Source organism: Mycobacterium sp. NPDC050853, from assembly GCF_040653875.1.
Lineage (GTDB): Bacteria > Actinomycetota > Actinomycetes > Mycobacteriales > Mycobacteriaceae > Mycobacterium.
In genome coordinates, this window is record NZ_JBFAGW010000001.1 from 1,079,660 (window position 1) to 1,103,981 (window position 24,322).

Sequence of the window (24,322 nt, forward strand, 5' to 3'; positions counted from 1 at the left end):
GCTAACCGACCTGGCACCACACTATGGAGGCATTCCCGCCGATGACATTACCGCCGTCACTAGCTGACCTTGAGCCGGACGCCGGGTCAGAACCCGAGCTCAGTCGGATGACGCTGCTGGTCGGCGGGATGCAATTGGACGTGGGCATGCCCGCCAATGTCGGTGTCGGCGCCTTCATCGACGACGTCATCGACATCGCAAACAGGCAACTACAAATGCAGTCTGTCGGAACGATCTCGGGTAGCGATGCGAAGCTGTTCGACAACACCGAGGGCCGGTGGAGCTTGGGCAAGCTTGGCTCACCACCGGCCGATCTGGCCAAATCTCTTTCCGAAGCCGATATCTATGACGGCGACGTCCTCGTCCTGCGGGAAGTGACAGGAGCGGCGGCCCCGCTGCTGTTCGACGACGTCGACGCGCTTGACGGCACAGGACGACCCGGCACTGACCAACCCAATCTCTGGGAGCGCAATCGAAACTACATCACCTACTTTGGTGTGGGCCTGACTGCCTCATTATCGGCCGCGCTGCTGCTACACCACTACTCCGAGAACATGGTGGCCGGCCTGGCGACCCTACTGAGCGGCGTCGTGCTGCTGGTGACCAGTGCAGTACTCGCACACCGCGACGAAGATCCGCGGGTTCCGCTGGGGCTCTCCGCGGTCGCAACACCATTGATCTTCGCCGGTGCGCTTTATGTGATTCCCGATGGGTTTGGGGCGATGTCCCTCCCGATGGCATGTGCGCTTACTGCACTCGCTTCGCTTCTCGCCCTGCAAATTGGTAGAGAAGGTCGAACGTTCCACACCTTCGTGATCGCCCTGTCCGTGTTGGGCGGGTGCACTGCACTGGCCAATGTGCTACTCACGCCACCCTCGCGTGCACTCGGCGCGGTGCTGGCCACCCTCTCAGTGATCGTCGTGTATATGTCGCCGCGCATGACCATCGTGCTGTCGAAACTCCCGATTCCACGAGTACCGACCGCCGGGGAACCGCTCGATGACATCGAAACCCAAGGTGGCACCACGGTCGAAGGCGTGAACGCGATTGGCAAGCAGATCATCCCGACCGAAGAGGGCATGATTGTGCGCGTCAAACGCGCCAATCAGTACCTCAGCGGCATTCTCGCCGCTGCGGCCGTCACCGCCGCTGTCGGCGCGTACCTAGCGGTCGACGTGTCCAACGGGTTCTTCTGGCAAGGAACAGTTTTCGCGATCACGGTGGCGACGGTGCTGTGCCTACGCGGTCGCAGCCACCACAATCTGACCCAGTCCGCGACCTTGATCAGTTCCGGACTGGTCATCGGGTGGGCGGTGATGGTCAAATCTGGGACCTTTCTCCCTGACTGGGAGCTGAACGCGCTGCTCGGTTTGTTGATCGTGTCCGCACTCGCGGTGGCCTGCGGTGTGGTGGCACCGCTCTTGGAATTCTCGCCCGTGATGCGCCGGTGGGTAGAGGTGCTGGAATACCTGGCAATCGCATTGGTGTTCCCGCTGTGTTTCTGGATCGTCCAGCTCTATTCCTTCGCGCGGGATATGCGCATCTGACCGAAGCTATTTCGGCGGGCCGATTTTGAGCCCTTTGGGATCTGCGGCCATGCCGTCATGTGCGATAAGTGCGGCCTGCTGAGACAGCTCAGGGCCCGGCGGCAGCAGCTTGATAATTGGCCAGGGCGCATCCTGCGGATGCTGCGTGTCCTTCTTGTCTTGTGGCATCCATCCGGTCACGCCCAACGCAGCGGCCGCCGGGAAGTCCTTGATATGGTAAATCTGCCCGGTATCGCTGACATAAAACTGCTGACCGTATGCGCGCGAATCCTTTTCACCCCCAGTGGCCATCACGTATTCGCCGGTCCCCGGCTTGAGATAGACCTCATCAAGCCCTGGACCATTGCCGTCTGCGGTGGCCAACTGCACTGGTGCGGCATCCTGCGGGATGGGCAAGCGGTGTCCAAGCAACAAGCGCATTTTTGCCTCCGGAGCGCCGTTGTCCTTCTCCCAAGCCTGGCAAACCACGCGGTCAGGTTCCAGCGGAGCGATAACCGGAGTCACTTGCGGGTACTTGTCGACGGGCAGGGTGTGGACGGTGGGCGTCATGCCAGCCACCACCGGCGGCAGCTTCCGGATCTCGCGTACCTGCCCGGTGGGGTCTCCGTAGCGGATGATGTCGGCCGTGGCGGGAGAAACCGGCTGAATCCCATCACGGAGCACGACGAACAAGCGCTTTCCGCTGGAATCCTCGGTCTCGACGATCGAACCGATTCGCGCACCGGCGGAACGCAGAGCTTCGTTGTTGCTCCAGTCACCCATACCGTCGATGAGGACCCTCTTGATCGGCTCGACTCGAGGAAATGCGTTCAACAGCCCGGGAGAAATCTCTCGGATGGGGGCCTGCTCCAGGTGTAACGCCTTCACCACGATGGGGTCAGTGGTGTCGATCGGAGCGCGCACCCCGTCGTAGATCAGGAACATGTTGTTCTCGGATCCGACCAACAACATGTCTCCGGGGGCGGCAGCACGAATCTCCTTACCCAACTCGGGCTTGTTCGCCAGCACCGTGGTCTTCAGTTTGGAGGACCCAACCGTCTCCCGAACATCGGTGGTGGTGTACGAGTCGCACACAGCCCAATGCGAGGTGCCCATATCGTCGCCACCGTAGATTGCGTTCGGCGCACCGATAATGCCCACAACCGGCCCACGTGGAAGCGCTCCAAGTTTTTTGTCATCGACGGCCGCAGGCTTGTCGGCCTTTCCAGCGATCAGCCGGGCGGAGGCTAGATTCAAGACTGGGTGCACGTTATCGCCGATGCGCACATACATCGACCCGCCCTGCTTGCTGAGCAGAATTTGCGCATTCCCAATAGCGGGCGAAGGCTTGAAGAAGGCCAGCACACCGCAGGCACCGGTAATGAGAATGCCGACTACCAGTCCGACGACCAACGAACGCATTTGACCGCGCATCGGGTCGTGGATCATCCGGGAGTCACCTCGGATCAGCGCATGCTCAAGTCTGCGGAGCAGGAAACGGTACCCGTTGACCTGCGCACGCGTGGTAATCTGCGCTGGCATCACCGCTCCCATCTGCATCAATGGCGGGAATCCGTCCCCCCGTGGGCGACGGTAGCGTACCGCAGGTACGCCGACAGCGACCAGGGAAGCGACACCACACTCGCGGGAACCGGACCAGGAAGGCGATTACGTGGCAGCTCGCTCTCGCAAAGCCAAGTCACGTCGAGGCCAGCCCACGCCAATCGACCCCAGCAAGCTCCTAAACACTACGGACATAGTGCCGCAGCGGGCGTTGCCGATCGTCGATGTCCTGCTGTTGGAATTCCTAGCAGCACTGGGCATCGCCGTTGCGTTGCTCATCAATGTGCCGTGGTGGCAGGGCGGGCTTGCAGGCCTAGCGCTCTCGCTCATATTCGTCGTCCGAATCCGCGGCACCACGCTGCCGCGTGCCCTAGCCGCACGGTTCGACTACTTCCGCGGCCAGCACAGTAAGATCCGGAAAAGGACTGCGGCCGAACCATTCGACGCACCGCTCGGTGACGACGCGCAGATCGGATTCCGCTGGGATGGCCGAACCCTCCTGTCGCTATTGAAGATTGAAGAAAACCCGCAGGCATTGACCGTCATGGAGCCTGGGATGACTGTCTCCGGCGAGACGGTTTCGGTGAAGCTGCTCGTCGAATGCTTGCGCCAGTTCGATATCAACCTCGACTCGATCGACGTGATCAGCCAGGGTGCGCGTTCCTCCGGCCACACCCAAATCGCCGCCGTCTATGACGCGGTACTCGGGCCGCTACCGGCCATCGCGCAACGCAATGTGTGGATCGCAGTACGTTTCGACCCGTCCCGCTGCGTCGAAGCGGTCAACCAACGCGGCGGTGGACGCACTGGAATCCTGCGTACCGCGACCACTGCCACACGCCGCGTCGCGAACCGTCTCACCGAGGCCGGATTGCGCACCCGAATCCTCACCGCCGCCGAGATCGCCCATGCCACCAATCAGCTCTCCGACGGCGTCAACCTCACCAACGTGGAGGAAACCTGGACCCATTGCCGCGAGGGCAATTTTCAGCTCCGCAGCTACGCCCTGAAGGGCAGCACGTTGACAACTGCCGGGCTGGGCATGATGTGGACCATCCCGAGTTACTCGACCACGGTGTGCGTCTCCCTGCAGAATGCCCGCGAGGACGATTACATCAAGATTCGCGGCCTTGTTCGTTTCGACAGTCATGGCTCCGGCAGCCGCATCAACCTGAAGGGGTTGGCACCGCTGCGCGGACAGCAGTTCAACGCGCTGGTCTCCAGCCTGCCTCTGCCGCAACCGAAGCGGCCATTAGGACACTGGGTGTACGGGCGGCGCGTCGAAGACTTCCGAGAACTGGCTCTGCCTGCATCCGGTTGCGGCCAAGTCATCGGGGCCGACGAGTACGGGCGAGCCATCGCGCTGCCGATATTCGGTCCACAGATCGAGCGTGTAGAGATCTCCGGCACCCTTCATCTGGCTCAACAAGCTGTATTGCGCGCACTGGCGCTCGGGGCGCGAGTCTTGGTCCACACCCGCCGACCCGCCATGTGGCGCGACATGGTGGAAGCAGTCGGCGACAACAACCTCTTATGGGTAGCCGAATTCGACAGAGGGGCAATGCAGGCGGGTTCAGATCGGAACTACTCAGTCGCGGTTTTCGACGGAGCCACCGAGCAGCCGGTTCGCGTGGGGATGACCGCGATCGTCGTGATGCCGCCCAACACCGTTCCCTCGTCCGACGCCGATGTCTCGTTGGAGCAGTTGGATAACGACACCGATGCCGTTCAAGTGAGCACCCGGGCAGGTTCTGCCATCGTCACCATGGTGGCTACGGACGAGGAAATGCGTTATCTCAAGGCATCATTCGATGCGCAGTACGCCTAGAGCACGCGGCTAGGCGGAGTCTAATTCGTTGACCACCGAGTCGACGACCGCCCCCAGGTCGCCGTCATGCTCTTCGGCCACCCGGCGCTGCCGTTGATATGACCCACCGTGACGGTAGATCTCCTCCACCGCGGCCAGCTCGTTCTCACACTCCAGCATGCGTGCAATCGGCTGCAATCGGGTCAGCAGGTCGTCGAGATCCTCGGTGACGAGCCTCTCGTTACTGTCCTCGTCCAGGATGATGACCGCGTCAAGCCCATAACGTGCACTGCGCCATTTGTTTTCCTGCACATGCCAGGGCGGCATGGTGGGCAGTGACTCCCCCGCCTCCAGCTTGCGGTCCAGGTCTACCACCAGGCAATGGGTCAGCGCCACCAGTGCCTCGAGTTCGGCGACATTGGAGACCCCGTCGAATATCCGGATCTCAACCGTGCCGAGTGCAGGTGAAGGCCTTATATCCCAACGGATTTCGTTGAGCTGGTCGATTATTCCCGTCTTCATCTGATCATCGACGAAACCCTCGAACTGCTCCCAGGTTTGAAAATGGAAGGGCAAGCCCGCCGTGGGCAGCTGCTGAAACATCATGGCTCGGTTACTGGCGTACCCGGTGTCCTGCCCCTCCCACAGCGGCGATGAGGCCGACAGCGCCAACAGATGCGGGTAGTAGTTCAGCATCGACGTGACGATCGGCATCACCTTGTGTTTGGAGGAGATACCGACGTGCACATGCACACCCCAGATCGACATCTGGCGTCCCCACCACTGGGTGCGGGCAATCAGCTCGTCGTAACGCGGGGCATCGGTGAGCTGTTGCGCAGACCAGCGGGCGAAAGGATGCGTTCCGGCGCAGAACAGCTCCATCCCCATCGACCGCACGGTGGGCCGCACGGTTGCGAGGGTTGTTTGCAGATCCGCCATCGCCTCACCAACCGTCCCGCAGATACCCGTGACGACCTCGATGGTGTTGCGCAGCAGCTCCTTGTGGACATGCGGGTTGTCGCCGATCGCCGCGAGCACCGCGGACGCCTCATTGGTGAGGTCCCGGGTCTGGGCATCGACGAGCGCGAACTCCCACTCCACCCCGAGCGTGGGCCGCGGTGACCCGCGGAACTCGATGGAAGCGCCACCCGTCGCGGGGCCGCGACGATTCAACGTGAGCCCGCTAGCCCGCGTCAATGACACCGCAAGCCACGCGCTTGCCTGCGTCGCCCGTCGACTTCGTGGTGTCGTCGGGGCCGGCGGTGCCGTTGGCCTGTGTGTACCGCTCCGGAGGGATGTTGGCGAAGTTGTCCGCCTTCTCGTGAATGATGATCGCAGTGCCGTTGCCCGCGGTCAGATCGTCCTTGGTGAACGAGTCGGTGGTGGTAACCAGCTCACCGGAGCCGTCCTTGAGGATGTTCAGCGATACCAAGTCGCCACTGGACGGGTGACCGGTGTAGCCGGGGACGTTGAAATGCCCACCCGCGGACAGGAAGTCACCCGGGGTGCCGCCGGCCGGCGCGGTGGAGTTGGGGTCGCACTTCTTGTACGAGTGGATGTGCAGCCCATGGAAACCCGGGGTGAGCTTGCCGTTCTCGGTGGTCTTGACCGTGACGGTGGCCTGTCCGTCCTGGAAGACGAACTCGGCGGATGCCACCGGGGTGCCATCGGCGAGCTTGAGTGTGGCATTGAGCTTCTCGCCCGATGGGACCGGCTGCTCGCCACCCCCGTGGCCACCATGCTCGCCCGCGGTCGATGGCGCGGTGGAACCGGTCCACACCGGCGGCGTGGTCCCCGGCACGGTGCTGGCCGGCTGATCCGGACTGCATCCGGTCAGGGACAACGCAACGGCGGCAAGGGTTCCAGTGGCGAGAGCGACGGGCTTAACCATGGGCCTCATCATGCCACCCCTCCTACAGCGCGTAGCACCCACTGTGCTGATCCGTCAGATCGATCAGATGGCGACGGCGACGACGACACCCGGCGGCTGTTCGGCGAGCTCCGGCGGACGCGGTGCGGCCGGAATGGCGAGCAGTTTGGCGATCTCGTGCGCGGCTTCTTCCTCGCCGGCGGTCTTGCCGAAGAACACTGTCGTCACGTTCACATCGGGCATCGGTAGGTTGCCCACCTCGGTGACCTTCCATCCCCCACTCGCCACCTGGTCGGCGGCACCCCGTGCCAGGTCGGGTACCGAGGTGGTGTTGTAGACGCGAACATCGGGCTTGGGAGCCGGGGGCGGTGGCGTCGACTTGGGGGCTGCTGCGGCGACCGAAGTCGTGGTCGAGTCGGATGACGCGGACTTATCGGATCCGAGTGCATTGAATCCGACCAGCAGGAAGATGACACCGAGGAAAAGCAGCACCATCACCATGGCGCGCAGCGGCAGGCCATGGGAATCGCGTACGCGTTCGTTCATTGTGATCCACTCTACGGTCCGCAGACGTCAGCACCTATTTAGCCAGGCGGTGCCGACTCCCCGCGGGGAGTATCAGGTGACGTCAAACCCCAGGCGGCGCGCGGCTCGGGCCTTCTGCCGACTTGCACGCAGCCTACGTAGCCGCTTGACCAGCATTGGGTCCGCAGCCAGCGCTTCTTGACGATCCACCAGGGCATTCAGTACCTGGTAGTAGCGGGTGGCCGACATGCCGAAGAGTTCCTTAATGGCGTCTTCCTTGGAGCCCGCGTACTTCCACCACTGCCGTTCGAAGGCCAGGATGTCGTGCTCGCGTCGACTCAGACCGGCGGCAATCTCGACTCCGTCCGAGCCGACGGCAGCCGAGTCTGCAGCCTTTAACTGCTCAGCTCGTGCCTGGGCGCCGTCCATAAAAGCTCCTAGACCCTTCCCGCCGTGGTCGTCTTGTCTCTTGATCGATCGCGATAACTACAACACTGTGGTTCGGCGATATTTAACCACGCTCAAACCGCAACTGCGGCTAGCCAACCCCGCGCGTCGGCCCCCAATACCGAGCCGATAGCTTGCCTTCCGTGGCTATTGTTCCCATTCGTATTGTCGGCGACCCGGTGCTGCATACGCCAACCGAGCCCGTTTCGGTCGGTTCCGACGGTTCGCTGCCCGACGATCTGGCCGAACTGATCGCGAACATGTACGAGACCATGGACGCCGCCAACGGCGTCGGGCTCGCCGCCAACCAGATCGGCGTGCCCTTGCGCCTCTTCGTCTACGACTGCGCCGACACCCGAGGCGGTGGAACCCGCCATCGCGGTGTGGTGATCAACCCGGTGCTGGAGACCTCCGAGATTCCCGAGTCGATGCCCGACCCGGACGACGACGAAGAGGGGTGCCTGTCGGTGCCCGGCGAGTCCTTCCCCACCGGGCGCGCGAGCTGGGCGCGGGTCACCGGCCTGGATGCCGATGGCAAGGAAGTCATCCTCGAGGGCACCGACTTGTTCGCGCGCATGCTGCAGCACGAGACCGGACACCTCGACGGATTCCTCTATATAGACAAGCTGGTCGGCCGCAATACCCGGGCGGCCAAGCGCGCAGTCAAGTCCAATGGCTGGGGCGTGCCCGGATTGAGTTGGACACCAGGACAAGTCGCCGATCCGTTTGGACATTAGTTGACAGCCCTGCCGGATCTCGGGACGCGGGTGGCCATCCGCAGTCGGCGGCCGGCCGGTTCAGTTCCCCCGTTTACCGATACCGTCGGCGAATTGGTCGCCATCGAACCCATGGTGCAGGTTTTGCACAAATCCGGTGCGGTGGTGAATATTTCGGTCGCCGATATCGCCTCGGTGCGCGTACTGCCGCCGGTTCCGGTGCTGAATCGGGACATCAGGTCGGCGCAGCGGGCCGCATCCTTCGCCTGGCCCGGCATCGAGCACGATTGGGTGGATGGATGGTTCGTCAGAGCCTCGGGCGGACATACGCATCGCGGTAATTCCGCTGTACCGCTGGATCATTCGGCTTCACCCAGCTCACTTGGCGATGTGGGCGCATGGTACTCCGAACGCGAGCTGCCAACCCTGTTGTGCCTACCCGACCGGTTGGCCCACCCGCCCGATGAGCTGATAACGAGCGACGAAACCGTAGTGATGGTGCGCGATCTGGACGACTCGAACGCCACCTCTCCACCCTTCGAGCCCTCCGCGCCGTCGTCGGATTGGCTTGCCCTGCACGGGGATAACCATCCACAAGCGGTCCCCGTGCTGACGGCGGTAGTAGACGGGTTACTGGATTTCGCCGCTGTCACCGACGACGATTCCACGGTGGCCATCGCGCGCGGCGCGGTCACCGAGGGCTGGCTCGGCATCTCCTGCGTGCGAGTGGCGGAGGCGCACCGACGGCGTGGGCTGGCCGGGCAGGTGTGCAACACGCTGCTGGGCTGGGGTGCCGCGCAAGGCGCGCGCCGCGCGTACGTCCAGGTACGCGCCGAGAACAATGCGGCGTTGGCGCTGTATCCGACCTTAGGTTTCACCGAACAGCACCGCTACCGGTATGCGCATATCGGCGCTGTCGGGCATGAAAAGTAGGGTGGCGTCATGCGATTGGCCACCTGGAATGTGAACTCGATCCGTGCCCGTGTCGACCGAGTGATCTCGTGGCTTGAGCGATCGGGCACCGATGTGCTCGCCATGCAGGAGACCAAGTGCTCGGACAAGCAGTTCCCCATGCAGGCGTTCACCGATGCCGGGTATGAGGTGGCGCATGTGGGGTACAGCCAATGGAACGGCGTGGCCATCGCGTCGCGGGTCGGACTCCAGGATGTGACCGTCGGATTCGACGGTCAGCCCGGGTGGGCGTCCGGCGAAGATGTCGAAGAGTCCGTCGAGGCGCGCGCGCTGGGCGCCACCTGCAACGGGGTGCGGGTGTGGAGCCTGTACGTCCCGAACGGCCGCACGCTGGAGGACCCGCACTACCAGTACAAGCTGCGGTGGCTGTCCGCTTTGCGTGATGAGGCCGCCGGCTGGCTGGCCGCCGATCCCGCGGCGCAGGTGGCGCTGGTCGGCGATTGGAACATCGCCCCCACCGACGACGACATCTGGAGCGTCGAGTACTTCCAGGGCAGCACCCATGTATCTGAGCCCGAGCGCACCGCGTTCACCGCGATGAACGACGCCGGATTCGCCGATGTGGTGCGGCCCTTCACCCCCGGCCCAGGGGTGTACACCTACTGGGACTACACCCAGCTGAGCTTCCCGAAGAAGCGCGGGCTGCGCATTGACTTCCTGCTCGGCTCGCCGGAGTTCGCCAAGCGGGTGGGCGACGCGCATATCGACCGCGAGGAACGTAAAGGCAAGGGCGCCAGCGACCACGCACCCGTCGTCGTCGATCTGGACTGATATCAGCAACCCTGCGCTTAGGATTTGCCCATGGGGTGGAACGGACCAGCGGGCGAGCCGGAGGATCAGAAGCGCCCGTTTCTCGATCGCCTATCGCTGAACAATCTGTGGCGCGTGGCCGTTGTCGCCGTACTGGGTCTGACTGCGGGATTCGGCGGGCTGGATAAGGCTGATCCCAAGACGCCGGTTGCGCTCAATGACGTGTACGACAACGGCCCATTGCAGATCACCCCGCACTCCGTATTTGCAATCTGCCAAACCTCGAACCTCGACCCGATGATCATGAAGGCACTCAAGTACGAGTTGAAGACGTACCAGATGATTGCGCTGAGCGCGACGGTGAAAAATACCGACAAGATCAACGTGAACCTGGACGATGAACGGAAGAGTAGCTCTCCGACATACCGTGAGATATTCACGCTCACCACACCGACAGAGTTCAAGTACTACGGCGACTACATTCCGGATTCCGGATTTGGCAAGCTGTTCTCACTGCCTCCTGGAAAAACCGTCGATCTACTAGCGGTTTGGGGCATCCCCTTCGCTCGTCCCGGGATGCGCACCGGGGACAAGATAGGTTTCCGAATGAATGACCTTGAGTGGAAACCTAATTCGGCAGGATCGGAGGCGTGGAGTATTCCAAAAACGGACCCGTCTTACGGCGATGTCCACACCGCACTTCGAGAGTGCGACTCGTGAAGAAACCGAGCAAGGTGCCAACGGCCGTATTAAGCACGTTGCTGCTCGTCGGTGCAATCATGTTGTACGCCAACGTTTCCACACTCCAGGAGTCTTACGGACCGGTCGCTATCCACGGCGACTCGTCCGGCGAAGTCCGAGGACGAAACAACGGGGTCTCCATCCGTGCTGCGTACTCTGCATCTGCATTGAAGTACACATTCAAAGACCGCTCTGACAATTTCACGCAGCGCACCCAGGGACAATGGATTGTGCTCGATGTCGTCTACGAAACCCTGACAACAGTCCAAGACCACGTCATGTATCTCGTCGCCGACGACCTGAAAATCCAGGCCACCAGATCCAGGGCAAGACTCTTCAATCAGCCTGGGATTCCCGAACGCATGGCCCTTGTATTCGACGTACCCGAATCGCCAAGCGCGTTGTCTCTTATTGTCAGGAGCTTGTCTGGCGTCAAGAACGCTGATCTCGGGGCCACCCGCGGATGGGGTATCGACACCCAGTTGGATGTTCGCATCCCAGTCTCCACACTGATCTACCGGGATGTCCTCGACCTCTACGAGGGAAAGCTGTCCGAATGACCTGGTTGAAGCGCAACGGCGCCGCATTCCTGGTGATCGCAATTGCCCTCGCCGCATACGCGTTTCTCGTCGTAGAGCCGCGCCGGGAACGAGACATCGACAGCAAGCAGCCTGGCATCGTCGTACATCCCGGCGACTCCGCGACGATCAATGGCATCGAGTGGCGGCTTCGCAGAGTCGACCCGCCCCCGCCGGGAAAGTACGACGCCCCCGTGCCGGAGGGCACGAAGGCGGTTGTGTTCGTGTTAGACCGTCTCAAAGCCGGACGCCCTCTGTCAGCGGACGATGTCAAGAAGACGTTCTGCGAAATCGCAATCGTCGACAAGAACGACCGCCGCTGGACCAAACAGAGCCACACCGCCCTGATCTCGATTCAGGACTCCCTCAAACGGATGGGCTATCGGGCATTCTGCGCCGAACCTGGGCCGTTCATGGTGGTCGGACTTGTCCCACCCGACGCCAGCGATCTGAGTCTTGAGGTGACCATCCGAATGCCGAAGTCGGACGTCACCGAGGTGGTGCGCTTTGAGTCTCCACCTGACTAGCGTGCGTGACGCGATACCGCTCGACGCAGTAGCCATAGGTCACTGCGACCAGACACACCTTTAAGGGCTCGATGAGCGACGCGATCGCGACCATGAACGCTTGCCCATAAACCGACCACCACGAGAGTTCATGAGGACCAACGAAGTTGACGACTACACGCCAGAGGAGTCCCTCGCCCACCTGCGGCCCGTAGTACGAACCTGACGGGTAGAGAAACACCAAGAACATGAACGCGAATACATAGGTCGTCACGACTAGTGGTCCACCGTGCAGTGTCACACGGATGGAGTCCGCAAGTTTCTCGAGTATCCCCAGGAACCCTCGTGCGAACTCTGTTGTTCGTGCCTGAATTCCTGCCGGAACGCGCGACCACCGTGGTCGAACTCGCTCCAGTACCGACTGCCCTGCATCCGCGACTCGCGTCGCATGCTTCTCGCCAAGAAACGCCTGTCCGCTCATCGACCAGGTACTCATTGACTGAATCCCGTAAATCGCTGCCGCGATAGCGATCCACGTCGTCGGTATGAGCACCGCAGGTATGGCGGCACTGGTGAACTGCGCGAGCCATTCCCACAGGGGCTTGAACGGGCCCAGGCTTGCGAGCAGGCTCTCCTTCTGGTCCAGATACCACACCACGACCCGGCGCTCTTTAATCCACTCTGGAGTGCCGAACAACTTGTCTGCCGTGGCCGTCACCAAGAGGAGCACCCACGTTGCCTCGAAATAGAGAGCGAGCAGCTGTGTCCAGGTGGGGAGCCTGTCCCTGAACCGCGTGAGCAGCATCCTGATCATGAATGCGATGGCGATGACGGCGTAAATCCGCCAGTCAGTCGGACTCAGATACTGGCCGATCTGCTCATTGGTCTTGGTCGACGAGATGCCCTCCATCGTGGAGCCGTAGTACTCGAGATATCGCACGCTCAGATATCCAGCCCGGTCTTCTAGATGAAGTTTCCACGCAGAGAACAGCACGAAGACCGGAAGGATCGCCCGGATAACGGTATTGGCCGCCTCCGCCCAGCTCGTTCTGGTGCTCGTCACCGCGCTGCGTACCAGCCAGAACATCGCGACGTAGGTGAGCATGCGCGTCAGTGGGACCAACGGGAATACCAGATCCCCCCACAGACCGCCGACATGCACTGAGACGAAGAGGGCTAGCTTCAGCGCGCCGTACCTGGCCAACCAACCGACCAGATAGATCGCCAGCAGCCACGGCCAGTGCCGCCACCACAGCGTGGCGGTCCTCTTCAAGATGTCCAGTGCGCCGCTCACCCCCGCATCACCATGCGCAGATGGTAACTATTCGCCATCCTCCGCGTGGGCGTACTTGCCACCGGCACCGAACGAGGCCAATGCGGCAACCGCCATCATCACCGCCGCGGCGACGAACACGACCACCAGCCCCGCATGGAACGGCTCGGTGATCAGAGTCGGGAAGAACGACTGCCCCGTCAGCTCCGCCGCGTTGACACCAGGCTGGTCCAGAACCCCTGACGGGGCGAGTAATTCGCCGACTGGGTTGTACCCCAGGAACGCCGCGAACAAACTGCCTACCGGAGGCAGGCCGGCGACCTCTGCGGCGGTCGATGCGGGCACACCCTGGGCGGTGAGCCCCGACTGCATTGTCGCGGGCATCGTCGCGGAGAGCCCGACGATCATGAGCGAGAAGAAGATTCCGATGGACAGCGAGCTGCCCGCGTTGAAGAAGGTGCCACGCACACCCGAGGCCGCGCCGCGCTGATGCGCGGGCACACTTGACATGATGGCCGCGGTATTGGGTGCGGTGAAGATGGCCGAGCCCAATCCGTTGAGGAAGATCAGCGCCGCGAACACCCAGTAGTTGAAGTTCACCGGGACGGCGATGAGCGCCAGGAACGTCACCGCCGATAGCACCATGCCACCTGTGGCGAAGGGCCGGGCGCCGTATCGGTCCGACAACACACCGGCGACCGGCCCGGCGAGCAGGAAGCCAAGTGTCATGGGTAGCAAGAAGATTCCCGCCCATAGCGGAGTCGACTCATAGCTGTATCCACGCAGCGGCAACCAGATGCCCTGCAGCCAAATGATGAGCATGAACTGCAGCCCACCGCGACCGATGGATGCCAGCAGATTCGCCAGGTTCCCCAGGCCAAAGGCCCGGTTCTTGAACAGCCGCATATCGACCATGGGTTCGGCCACTCGGGACTCGATCACGCAGAACAACACCAAGAAGGCGACCCCGACGATCAGCGAGCCGTACACCAGTGGATTACCCCAGCCGGTGCTCGAATTACCGTACGGCTGAATGCCGTACGTGATTCCGGTGAGCAGCACAGTCAGCCCCAGCGCAACGGTCACGGTTCCCGCCCAGTCCAACCGGCCCGGTACCGGCTCGTCGATCTCGACGAGTGAGCGGTAGGACCACACGGTGCCGAGCAGACCCAGGGGCACACCCACCCAGAAGATGGCGCGCCAATCCCATTCGGAGAGCACGCCTCCGATGAGCAGGCCCAGAAATGATCCGGCCACCGCCGCCACCTGATTGATGCCCAGCGCAAGTCCACGCTGGGTCGACGGGAAGGCGTCGGTGAGGATGGCCGACGAGTTGGCCATCAGCATGGCGCCACCGACTCCCTGAACCACTCGCCAGGCGATGAGCCACACCGCTCCGCCGCCGTAGTGGAACGGATCGAAGGACAGCACCACCGCCGCAACGGTAAAGACCACGAAGCCCAGGTTGTAGATCCGCACCCGCCCGTACATATCGCCGAGGCGGCCGAAAAGCACCACCAGCACGGCCGAGACCAGCAGATAGCCCATGAGCATCCACAACAGATAACTCACGTTGCCCGGCGCGAGGGGGTTGAGACCGATACCCCGGAAGATGGCGGGCAGCGAGATCAGCACGATCGATGAGTTGACGGTCGCGAGCAGCACACCCAGCGTCGTGTTCGACAGTGCCACCCATTTGTAATGCGGGTGGTCGCGATCCACCCTGAGCCGACGCCGTTCAGTCTCGAGATCAGCCGATATCTCGTCAGTCCGTGTGGTCAAGTCAGTCATCGTCACCCTTGCTGCGCGCTTCTCCCCGACGCGGGCAGCACCGACCGGCCGTCTTTGGTTACCACCGTGAGTAACTTTAGCAAGGGAAACTATATTCCCAAAACCATGGAGCAGCGTCTGTCATATCGGGCCAAGCGTGAGGCTCATGCGGAAATCTCGCCAGCACGTCACACTCGGCGCGACAAGCCGAGGTAGCGTGGCCAGTGTTCGTCAACGAACAGCCCCAACACCAAAAACACGGGAGCGTGCACCAGCGCGCTGAGAGGACGGCTAGGGCCGTCGACCGTATGAACCTGACCGGGTAATGCCGGCGTAGGGAGGAAGATCATGTCGACTCAATCAACCCGTTCTCAGGCCCCGGAAACCGTCACCACGGGTCCCATCCAGGGCAGCGAGAAGATTTACCAGGACCTCGGCAGTGGCCTGCGCGTCCCGCAGCGCCGGGTAAACCTCACCAACGGTGAGCACCTGGACCTGTATGACACGTCCGGTCCGTACACCGATACCAACGCCACCATCGATCTACAGAAGGGGCTGCCGCCGCGCGCGGGCATCGTCACCGATCGCGGCACTCAGCTGCAGCGTGCCCGCGCCGGTGAGATCACCAACGAGATGGAGTTCATCGCCGTCCGCGAAGGTGTGCCCGCCGAGCTGGTGCGCAGTGAGGTCGCGATGGGCCGCGCCGTGATCCCCGCCAACCACAAACACCCCGAGAGCGAGCCGATGATCATCGGCAAGGCCTTCGGCGTGAAAATCAATGCCAACATCGGCAACTCGGCCGTCACCTCCTCGATCGCCGAGGAGGTGGAGAAGATGGTGTGGGCCATCCGTTGGGGTGCCGACAACATCATGGACCTCTCCACCGGCAAGGACATCCACTTGACCCGTGAGTGGATCCTGCGCAACTCCCCCGTCCCCGTGGGCACCGTGCCGATCTACCAGGCGCTGGAGAAGACCAACGGCGATCCGGCCGCGCTGACCTGGGAGCTGTACCGCGACACCGTGATCGAGCAGGCCGAGCAGGGCGTTGACTACATGACAGTGCATGCCGGGGTGCTGCTGCGCTACGTGCCGCTGACCGCCAAGCGTGTCACCGGCATCGTCTCGCGCGGCGGTTCGATCATGGCCGCATGGTGCCTGGCCCACCACCGGGAGTCGTTCCTGTACACGCATTTCGAGGAGCTGTGCGAGATCCTGGCACGTTATGACGTGACCTTCTCCCTCGGCGACGGTCTGCGTCCGGGATGCATCGCCGATGCCAACGACGAGGCGCAGTTCGCCGAGCTGCGCACCCTCGGTGAGCTGACGAAGATCGCGAAATCCCATGGCGTGCAGGTGATGATCGAAGGCCCCGGCCATGTGCCGATGCACAAGATCGTCGAGAACGTGAGGCTCGAGGAGGAGCTCTGCGAGGAGGCTCCCTTCTACACCCTCGGGCCGCTGGCCACCGATATCGCACCGGCCTACGACCACATCACCTCGGCCATCGGGGCCGCGATCATCGCCCAGGCCGGGACCGCGATGCTCTGCTACGTCACCCCCAAGGAGCACCTGGGGCTGCCGGACCGCAAGGACGTCAAAGACGGGGTGATCGCCTACAAGATCGCCGCGCACGCCGCCGACCTCGCCAAGCAGCATCCCCGCGCCCAGCTGAGAGACGACGCGCTATCGCGTGCTCGTTTTGAATTCCGCTGGGATGACCAGTTCAACCTCTCGCTGGACCCGGATACCGCCCGGGAGTTCCACGACGAAACGCTGCCCGCCGAGCCGGCCAAGACCGCACACTTCTGCTCGATGTGCGGCCCGAAGTTCTGCTCGATGCGCATCACCGCCGATATCCGGGAGTTCGCCGCCGCAAACGGACTCGAGACACAGGAGGACATCGACGCGATGCTGGCGCGCGGCATGGAGGAGAAGTCCGTCGAGTTCGCCGAGCACGGCAACCGGGTGTACCTGCCGATCGCGTGAGCATGGGTACCTTCCTGCCCGTCCCGGAGCCGGGCGTCACCCCGGTGCGGGCGATGACCATCGCCGGTTCCGACTCCGGGGGCGGGGCAGGTATCCAGGCCGATATGCGGACCATGGCGCTTCTCGGCGTGCACGGATGCGTTGCCGTCACTGCGGTGACGGTGCAGAACTCAGTGGGTGTCAAGGGTTTCCACGAAATTCCACCGCCGGTGGTGGCCGCCCAGATGGAGGCGGTGATCACCGATATCGGCATCCAGGCCGCCAAAACCGGGATGCTGGCCTCTGCCCCGATCATCGAAGCCATCGCCAGTACCTGGCGCGGACTCGAGATGACGGTGCCGCTGGTCGTGGATCCGGTGTGTGCATCGATGCACGGCGACCCGCTGCTGCATCCGAGCGCACTGGATGCCCTACGCACTCAACTGTTTCCGCTCGCGACACTGGTGACTCCCAATCTCGACGAGGTACGGCTGCTTGCCGGTGTAGAAGTCATCGATGAGGAAACCCAGCGGGAGGCGGCACGCAAGCTGCATGCCCTTGGCCCGCAGTGGGTTCTGGTGAAGGGCGGGCACCTGCGCTCCAGTGACACCAGCACCGACCTACTCTTTGACGGCACGGAGTTTCATTACTTCCCCGTCGAACGGGTGGACACCGGACACGATCACGGCGCCGGGGACACACTCGCGGCATCCATTAGTTGCGCACTGGCACACGGATTTTCTGTGCCCGAAGCAGTCGCGTTCGGAAAACGCTGGGTCACCGAATGTCTCAAAGCCGCCTACCCGCTGGGCCGCGGTCATGGCCCGGTATCGGCCCTGTTCAGGCTGCGATGAGCGCCCGCGCGAAGAGCCTTAGGCGCGGCTCGTGAGCACCGAGGAGCTTCCGGATATCGCCGGAATCGCCCATCACCCCGACGGGCACCCACAGGGTGCGGTGGTGCTCACCCACGGCGCGGGCGGCAGCTGCCATTCCGCCATGTTGCGGCTGTTGTGCACATCGTGGGCCGAACATGGTTGGTTGGCAATACGTTTCGATATGCCCTTCCGACGTAACCGGCCCAGCGGACCACCCTCGGCCTCGTCGGCCGATAAGGACCGTGCCGGTATCGCCGAGGTGATCAGCCAGGCTCGCGCAATGGTGGACGGCCCAGTGCTGGCGGGCGGTCATTCGTACGGCGGACGCCAAACATCAATGCTCGTAGCGGAAATGGGGCCAATCGTCGACGTCCTCACCCTGTTCTCCTACCCGCTGCATCCGCCAGGAAAGCCCGACCGGCTGCGTGTCGAACATCTCCCGGATATACACGTTCCCACGGTGTTTACCCACGGCACCTCAGACGCATTCGGCACCATCGCGGAGCTCAGGGAGGCTGCGGCGCTGATCCCCGACGGAGCGACCATTGTGGAAATCACCGGCGCGCGACATGACCTGGGGTCCAAGACACTCGATGTCCCGGCGCTGGCCATTGATGCCGCACTGGCTGCCCTGAAGAGCGGCTAGCCCACCGCGCGCCAGTCACGCATCAATAGCTGCGATGCCCGGCGTAGATCGGCCTCGGCTTGCGCGACGGTGAGACCACCGTTGAGGCAAACCTGAATGCAGCCGAACCACTGGTGTACCAGCAGCCTGATCACGGCCTCGTCCTCTTCGGTCGGATCGGAAAGTCCGGCCACCTCGAAAATCAGCTCGTGGAATCGCTTCTCCATCTGCATCAAATCGGGCACCTCGGCCAGCGACGCCGAATTGGAGGACCGGATCATCGCGATCGCCAGCATGCGGCGACGCGTCAAACCCCGCAGCGCCCGCACCAGTGCATCGGCCACCCGGCCCGCGGGACTTTGCTCGGCATCCTGCGACGATGGAACCCGGCTGACCAGACGCTCCGACTCCCGGGAGAGTGCCGCCACAAACAGATGACGCTTCGTCGGGAAGTACCGGTACAACGTGCCGATGGCAACGTTGGCGTGCTTGGCGACATCGTGCATCTGGACGTGATCGAGCTCGCGCGTCATCGCGAGTTCTTCAGCCGCGTCGAGCATGCGCTTGTACTGCTCGTGCTGACGCCTGGTCGACGGCATGGCGGCTGGCCGCACCGGTGACTCATCCACCATCGCGCTCACGATCTATTCACCTGCATAAATAACCCCAAAACTGGAACCTGTTCTAAATAAGGTAGCACCAGTTGTGAGCCGTATGGGCGGGAATATGCGTGATCAGTTCCCGGTTGTCGGCGTGCCCGCGAGCATCGCTAGCAGCAGCTCGGCACGCACCCGCGCGACATCGAGGTCACAGGCCAGCAGCGACTGCACAGTTTCGATGCGTTTTCGCAGCGTATGGCGGTGCGCGCCGATGGTGGCGGCAGCCGATTCCCAGTGGCCGTTGGCCTCTAGGTAAGCCCGCAGGGAGGCCAGTAATTCGGTGCCGTGGGTGGTGTCGTGCTCGGCGACGGGAGCCAACGTCGCGTTCGCGACGGCGACCAGCACCTCGCGACTCGCACCGAAGGACAGTAGTGCGCTACCCGCAAGCGAGGTGAACTCCAGCGGCGTCCCGCCGCGTTCGGCCACCGATGCGGCGAGCTTCGCGTTCCGCACCGCATCAACAAGCCGCCCCACCGGGTGCGCTCCGCTCAACCCCACCCGTAGCCCCTTCCGGGTGCGCCCATCCAACTCGATGAACAACTGCCGGGCAAAGTCGGCGGTCTCCGAACCCGGTATCACGACCGTCAGCTCGGAGTCGGCGGCGTGCGCGAAGACCGCATAACCCGCGGATTCCAGGGCCCCGGTGAGTGCGGGCAGCACCCGCCGCACCATCGATGCGGATGCCGATCCGCTTCCGACGTTCACCACTAACGCCCTGATCCTTCCGCGCCCGTCGGCGGCCTGTGCCAATTGCGCCCACACCGGATCCAGATTCCGTTCATCGCTGAGCAGCAGCCCCAACGCCTGCCCATTCAATTGGCGCTGCGCCTCCTGCAGCCGCGTTGGCTTGTCGAAGTCCAAGGCCAACAAGGAATTTGCATGCCCCAGCAGCACCTGGTCCACGAAGGTCAACGGGGTCTTGGTGACGACGGCCAGCACCCCGTACGAGGTCCCGCCCACGCCGATGGTCTGTTGTGAGACGGCGACGTCTGGGTCCAGCAGTTGTACACCCGCCGATGCGCTCGGGGTCAACGCGCCCCGCACCAGATTCACCGTCGCGACATCCAGATTGCGCGGATGACTCGCGACCACCGTGCCACCGGTGTCCAGAACCACCACGCTGGCACGCAGTGACCGTCCCAATTCCGCGGCGACCGCCTGCACACCCCCACTGACGATCGCTCGGGTGATCCTGGGCTGGGCCCGCGATGCCCGCAGCACCGCGTCGTACTCCAGTTCGGCGATACGAGTGCTTACCGCCTTGACGACCGCGGCAAACGGGGTGCGAAGCGGTACCTCCAGCAGCGGCATGCCCAGCTCGTCTGCGGCCGCCACCAATTCCGGCGGCACCTCATCGAATGTCAGTCCGGTGCCGAATCCCAATGCGGCAACGCTATTTTCGTCGAGCGCCCGCAGATATTTCCGCTGTTCCCGGGCACTGGCAGGCAGACCGATGCCGGTGGTGAGCACCAGCTCTCCACCGGACAGCCATCGTGCGGGGTCGGCGAGTTCTGTGGTGAGGGCCAAATTGACCTCACGCCCCAGACCGGCGGCACCGCCCCTCAGGGCGAGTTTCAGTTCTGGCTGATCCAGCACCCAGCGCACCGGAACGGTCATCTCACGGGACTGTACAGAATGGTGAAAAATACCGCGAAGATTCCCGAAATTGTCAGATGATCACGGATGTGCCGTGCGCCACACTGGCGGACACTGACTTCTGGGCGCTTAGGTGCTTAAGGGACCCCTCGACGGACGGACTGTGCGATATGCCGGACTCGGTACTCCAGAATTACATCGACGGTAAGTTCGTCGACTCTTTGTCCCTGAAATCCTCCGAGCCGATCGACCTGATCAGTCCGGTCGATGAATCGGTTGTCGGCCGCGCGCCGGTATCCAACGCCGAGGACGTGAATGCGGCCGTGACCGCCGCAGAACGCGCCTTCGCCTCCTGGGGCAGAACCACACCGAGCGTCCGTCAGCAAGCGCTGCTCAAACTCGCCGACGCCATTGAGGCGCACTCGGATGAAATTGTCGAGGCTCAAAGCCGCAACACCGGCCAGCCCAAGGCCGTCATCGCCGCTGAAGAGGTGGCAGTGAGTGCGGATCAAGTCCGCTTCTTCGCGGGAGCGGCACGGCTCGTCGAAGGCAAGTCGGCCGGCGAGTACATGGAGGGGTTCACCTCATATGTCCGCCGCGAGCCGATCGGGGTCGTCGGGCAGGTAACACCGTGGAACTACCCGTTCATGATGGCCATCTGGAAGATCGGCCCAGCGTTGGCGGCCGGGAACACCATCGTGCTCAAACCGAGCGACACCACTCCGGAAAGCACTCTGGTGCTGGCCCGATTGACGAAGGGCATCCTGCCGGATGGGGTGTTCAACGTCGTGCTTGGGACCGCCACCACCGGCTCCGAGTTGGTGAGTCATCCTGCCGTTGGGCTGGTTTCGATCACCGGCTCGGTGCGTGCCGGTATCGCCGTCGCCGCCTCGGCGGCCGAGCAACTCAAGCGGAGTCACCTTGAACTCGGCGGCAAGGCACCGGTCGTGGTGTTCGGTGACGTCGATCTCGAGAAGGCCGCCATCGGCATCGCGCAGGCCGCCTTCTTCAACGCGGGCCAGGACTGTACGGCGGCCACCCGGGTAATCGTGCACGAGTCGATCCACGACGATTTCGTCAACGCCCTCAATTCCGCGGCACAGACGCTGCGCCCCGGCCTGCCCGATGACCCGGACGCCTTCTATGGGCCGATGAACAACGTCAACCACTTCACCGCGGTCACCAAGAAGCTCGATAACCTACCCGCGCATGCCACGGTGGTGACCGGCGGAAAGCGTTGGGGTGACAAGGGGTACTTCATCGAGCCGACCATCGTGACCGGCGTTCGGCAGGACGACTCGATAGTTCAGGAAGAGACCTTTGGGCCGATCCTGACGGTCCAATCCTTCACCGACGCAGACGAAGCCGTCCGTCTCGCCAACGGAGTGCGCTACGCGCTGGCTTCCAGCGTGTGGACCAAGGATCACGCAACCGCCGAAAAATTCACCCGCGAACTGGATTTCGGTTGCGTATGGGTCAACTGCCATATCCCGCTGGTCGCCGAGATGCCACACGGCGGCTTCAAATACTCCGGTTACGGCAAGGACCTGTCGGCCTACGGCGTGGAGGACTACACCCGGATCAAGCACGTGATGAGTGCGCACTAGCGATGACGACTGATACGTTCCACCCCCTCGATCCTCTGGCCGCGGAGGAATTCAGCGCGACCGCCAAGATTCTGGCGCAGGCGCGCGATGTCGGACAGCACTGGCGGTACACCTCCATCGAGCTGTCCGAGCCTGCCAAGGCGGAGATCGCGGCATTCGACCAGCACGGCGTGCGGCCCGATCGTCAAGTGCTCGCCACGTGTCTGGACACCGCGCGAAACGCCACCTACAAGGCGGTCGTCTCGCTGACCTCCGGCGAAGTGCTGTCCTGGACGCACATTCCCGGCGTGCAACCCAACTTCACCGTCGATGAGTGGGAAGAGGCCGACGCGGCCCTTCGGCGCAACCCCGACGTCATCGCCGCCCTGGCCAAACGCGGCATCACCAACATGGACCTGGTGTTTATGGACACCTGGACATACGGCGATGCGGTCATGCCCGAGAAATACAAGGGCAGACGCCTCGGGTGGTCGGACACCTGGGTGCGTTCCACCCAAGGGGCCAACCCGTACGCGGGCCCCGTCAACGGATTCCACTGCATCATCGATATGAACAGCATGGAGCTACTCGAAATCGAGGATACGTTCACCGTCGAACGACCCGAGATGATGGGCGAGTACGTACCGCGGCACATACCGGAACGCGTGCGCCAGCAGAGCACTCGGGAATCGCTTCGACCACTGAACATCACCCAGCCCGACGGCCCCTCCTTCACCATCGAGGGCAACAAACTCGAATGGCAGAACTGGTCGCTGCGGGTCGGTTTCAACTACCGCGAGGGCATGACGCTGCACGCGGTGACGTACAACGACAACGGCAAGGTACGGTCGGTCGCCAACCGGCTATCCTTCGCCGAGATGATGGTGCCGTACCGGGATCACTGCGAAGATCATTACCGCAGAACTGCTTTCGATATCGGCGAGTGGGGCATCGGCTTCATGACCACCTCATTGGAACTTGGGTGCGACTGCCTCGGCGAGATCCGATACCTCGATGCCGTGCTGCACAACAGCAAGGGTGAGCCGTTCACCATCAAGAACGCAATCTGCATCCACGAAGAGGACAACGCCGTCCTGTGGAAGCACGTCGACCACGACCACGGTGCCGAAGTGCGGCGCATGCGGCGCCTCACCGTCTCCTTCCACGTCACCGTCGCCAACTACGAGTACCTCACCTACTGGCGGTTCTACCAGGACGGAAACATCGAATGTGAGGTCCGTGCAACAGGAATCATGGTGGTGAGCAACTTCCCCGAGGGGGCCGCACACCCCCACGGAACCCTCGTCGACAACCGCACCTATGCCCCGTATCACCAGCATTTCCTGGTCGCGAGGCTGGATCTGGATGTCGACGGCACCGAGAACACCGTGTACGCCACCGAAACCGAGATCGTGCCCGTCGGTCCCGATAATCCGTACGGGCTGTCCCTACGGCAGCGGAACACTCCCCTTCGCACCGAATCGGAAGGCAAACAGGACTTCTGCTGGGAAACCCAGCGCGCCTGGAAGGTCGTCAACGACAACACTCGCAACGGCATCGGCACCGCGCCTGCTTACAAGCTGGTGCCCGGCGCGGCCATCCCGGCCATGTTCGATCCATCCTCACCGGTGCTGGCGCGCTGCCGCGCGATCGAACACACCCTCTGGGTGACCCCCAACTCACCCGAGGAACGCTGGCCTGCAGGAGAATTTGTCACACAGAGCAAGGAAGACCACGGCCTGCCCGCCTGGACCGAACGCAACCGCTCAATCGAGAACACCGATGTGGTGCTGTGGTACGTGTTCGGTATCCACCACATCACCCGGCCTGAGGACTGGCCGATCATGCCCGTCGACACCGTGAACTTCTGGCTCAAACCGGTCGGGTTCTTCGACCGCAACCCATCCATCGACGTGGCGCCCACCCCGCCAAAGAACTGTCACACGTCCGGACACGAGGAGGCCTAGCC

22 protein-coding genes and 1 riboswitch are annotated in these 24,322 nt (G+C 62.9%); of the genes, 13 read left to right on the forward strand and 9 right to left on the reverse strand.

What is annotated here, in order from left to right; all coding sequences use genetic code 11:
• Positions 1-41: 41 nt before the first annotated feature.
• Entirely contained in the window at positions 42-1,547 is a 1,506-nt protein-coding gene (gene eccD / locus AB0H22_RS05290) for a type VII secretion integral membrane protein EccD (RefSeq protein ID WP_358145211.1), read from the forward strand.
• A gap of 6 nt (positions 1,548-1,553) precedes the next feature.
• On the opposite strand, the gene eccB is transcribed toward eccD, so the two are convergent.
• Positions 1,554-3,068 carry a type VII secretion protein EccB gene (gene eccB, locus AB0H22_RS05295; protein ID WP_358145213.1) on the reverse strand — a complete coding sequence of 505 codons (1,515 nt, stop codon included), beginning with the start codon at positions 3,066-3,068 and terminating at the stop codon, positions 1,554-1,556.
• 217 nt (positions 3,069-3,285) lie between these two features.
• On the opposite strand from eccB, the gene eccE reads away from it, so the two are divergent.
• Entirely contained in the window at positions 3,286-4,917 is a 1,632-nt protein-coding gene (eccE, locus tag AB0H22_RS05300; RefSeq protein WP_358145215.1) for a type VII secretion protein EccE, read from the forward strand.
• Between the two features lie 9 nt (positions 4,918-4,926).
• Here the strand turns inward: eccE and AB0H22_RS05305 are convergent, their stop codons facing one another.
• From AB0H22_RS05305 to AB0H22_RS05320, 4 genes are all read right to left on the reverse strand, one after another.
• Positions 4,927-6,033 carry a glutamate--cysteine ligase gene (locus tag AB0H22_RS05305; protein ID WP_180749749.1) on the reverse strand — a complete coding sequence of 369 codons (1,107 nt, stop codon included), beginning with the start codon at positions 6,031-6,033 and terminating at the stop codon, positions 4,927-4,929.
• 46 nt (positions 6,034-6,079) lie between these two features.
• A complete protein-coding gene (locus AB0H22_RS05310; RefSeq protein ID WP_180749013.1) occupies positions 6,080-6,799 on the reverse strand; it encodes a superoxide dismutase family protein in 720 nt (239 codons plus the stop codon).
• 51 nt (positions 6,800-6,850) lie between these two features.
• Entirely contained in the window at positions 6,851-7,312 is a 462-nt protein-coding gene (locus tag AB0H22_RS05315; RefSeq protein ID WP_180749014.1) for a LytR C-terminal domain-containing protein, read from the reverse strand.
• A 72-nt stretch (positions 7,313-7,384) separates the two neighbouring features.
• Entirely contained in the window at positions 7,385-7,720 is a 336-nt protein-coding gene (locus tag AB0H22_RS05320) for a DUF3263 domain-containing protein (protein WP_180749015.1), read from the reverse strand.
• 161 nt (positions 7,721-7,881) lie between these two features.
• On the opposite strand from AB0H22_RS05320, the gene AB0H22_RS05325 reads away from it, so the two are divergent.
• The 6 genes from AB0H22_RS05325 to AB0H22_RS05350 are packed head-to-tail and all read left to right on the forward strand — an operon-like array spanning position 7,882 to position 12,022.
• On the forward strand, positions 7,882-8,475 hold the full coding sequence (locus AB0H22_RS05325; protein ID WP_180749016.1) for a peptide deformylase: 594 nt from the start codon (positions 7,882-7,884) through the stop codon (positions 8,473-8,475).
• Positions 8,476-9,387: a GNAT family N-acetyltransferase gene (locus tag AB0H22_RS05330; protein ID WP_358145218.1), complete on the forward strand. Its 912-nt coding sequence runs from the start codon at positions 8,476-8,478 to the stop codon at positions 9,385-9,387.
• 9 nt (positions 9,388-9,396) lie between these two features.
• Positions 9,397-10,197 carry an exodeoxyribonuclease III gene (locus AB0H22_RS05335; protein ID WP_180749018.1) on the forward strand — a complete coding sequence of 267 codons (801 nt, stop codon included), beginning with the start codon at positions 9,397-9,399 and terminating at the stop codon, positions 10,195-10,197.
• Between the two features lie 30 nt (positions 10,198-10,227).
• A complete protein-coding gene (locus AB0H22_RS05340; RefSeq protein WP_180749019.1) occupies positions 10,228-10,896 on the forward strand; it encodes a hypothetical protein in 669 nt (222 codons plus the stop codon).
• Positions 10,893-11,477 (forward strand): hypothetical protein, encoded by a 585-nt coding sequence (locus AB0H22_RS05345; RefSeq protein ID WP_358145221.1) that lies wholly within the window; start codon positions 10,893-10,895, stop codon positions 11,475-11,477. Before AB0H22_RS05340 ends, AB0H22_RS05345 begins: the two co-directional genes overlap by 4 nt.
• Positions 11,474-12,022, forward strand: coding sequence for a hypothetical protein (locus AB0H22_RS05350; protein ID WP_180749020.1), 549 nt, complete (start codon positions 11,474-11,476; stop codon positions 12,020-12,022). The genes AB0H22_RS05345 and AB0H22_RS05350 overlap by 4 nt, the downstream gene beginning before the upstream one ends.
• Here the strand turns inward: AB0H22_RS05350 and AB0H22_RS05355 are convergent.
• Together AB0H22_RS05355 and AB0H22_RS05360 are read right to left on the reverse strand one after the other, a co-directional pair.
• A complete protein-coding gene (locus tag AB0H22_RS05355; protein WP_358145223.1) occupies positions 11,985-13,295 on the reverse strand; it encodes a hypothetical protein in 1,311 nt (436 codons plus the stop codon). The genes AB0H22_RS05350 and AB0H22_RS05355 overlap by 38 nt on opposite strands.
• A 27-nt stretch (positions 13,296-13,322) precedes the next feature.
• On the reverse strand, positions 13,323-15,065 hold the full coding sequence (locus tag AB0H22_RS05360; protein ID WP_180749022.1) for an MFS transporter: 1,743 nt from the start codon (positions 15,063-15,065) through the stop codon (positions 13,323-13,325).
• 227 nt (positions 15,066-15,292) lie between these two features.
• Positions 15,293-15,401: riboswitch (TPP riboswitch) on the forward strand.
• Here AB0H22_RS05360 and thiC point away from each other — a divergent pair.
• The 3 genes from thiC (at position 15,393) to AB0H22_RS05375 (ending at position 18,533) form a co-directional block, all read left to right on the forward strand.
• Complete coding sequence (thiC, locus tag AB0H22_RS05365; protein ID WP_358145225.1) at positions 15,393-17,033, forward strand: phosphomethylpyrimidine synthase ThiC; 1,641 nt, start codon at positions 15,393-15,395, stop codon at positions 17,031-17,033. Its footprint overlaps the riboswitch before it by 9 nt.
• 2 nt (positions 17,034-17,035) lie before the next feature.
• On the forward strand, positions 17,036-17,866 hold the full coding sequence (thiD, locus tag AB0H22_RS05370; protein ID WP_358145227.1) for a bifunctional hydroxymethylpyrimidine kinase/phosphomethylpyrimidine kinase: 831 nt from the start codon (positions 17,036-17,038) through the stop codon (positions 17,864-17,866).
• 31 nt (positions 17,867-17,897) lie between these two features.
• On the forward strand, positions 17,898-18,533 hold the full coding sequence (locus AB0H22_RS05375; protein WP_358145229.1) for an alpha/beta family hydrolase: 636 nt from the start codon (positions 17,898-17,900) through the stop codon (positions 18,531-18,533).
• Here AB0H22_RS05375 and AB0H22_RS05380 read toward each other — a convergent pair.
• Positions 18,530-19,144 carry a TetR family transcriptional regulator gene (locus AB0H22_RS05380; RefSeq protein WP_180749752.1) on the reverse strand — a complete coding sequence of 205 codons (615 nt, stop codon included), beginning with the start codon at positions 19,142-19,144 and terminating at the stop codon, positions 18,530-18,532. The genes AB0H22_RS05375 and AB0H22_RS05380 overlap by 4 nt on opposite strands.
• Before the next feature lie 102 nt (positions 19,145-19,246).
• Positions 19,247-20,776, reverse strand: a complete 1,530-nt coding sequence (locus AB0H22_RS05385) for a PucR family transcriptional regulator (protein WP_358146089.1) — start codon at positions 20,774-20,776, stop codon at positions 19,247-19,249.
• A 161-nt stretch (positions 20,777-20,937) separates the two neighbouring features.
• Between AB0H22_RS05385 and AB0H22_RS05390 the strand changes: the two genes are divergently transcribed.
• Together AB0H22_RS05390 and AB0H22_RS05395 are read left to right on the forward strand one after the other, a co-directional pair.
• Positions 20,938-22,374 (forward strand): gamma-aminobutyraldehyde dehydrogenase, encoded by a 1,437-nt coding sequence (locus AB0H22_RS05390; RefSeq protein ID WP_180749025.1) that lies wholly within the window; start codon positions 20,938-20,940, stop codon positions 22,372-22,374.
• A 2-nt stretch (positions 22,375-22,376) separates the two neighbouring features.
• Positions 22,377-24,320 (forward strand): primary-amine oxidase, encoded by a 1,944-nt coding sequence (locus tag AB0H22_RS05395; protein ID WP_180749026.1) that lies wholly within the window; start codon positions 22,377-22,379, stop codon positions 24,318-24,320.
• Positions 24,321-24,322 lie beyond the last annotated feature (2 nt).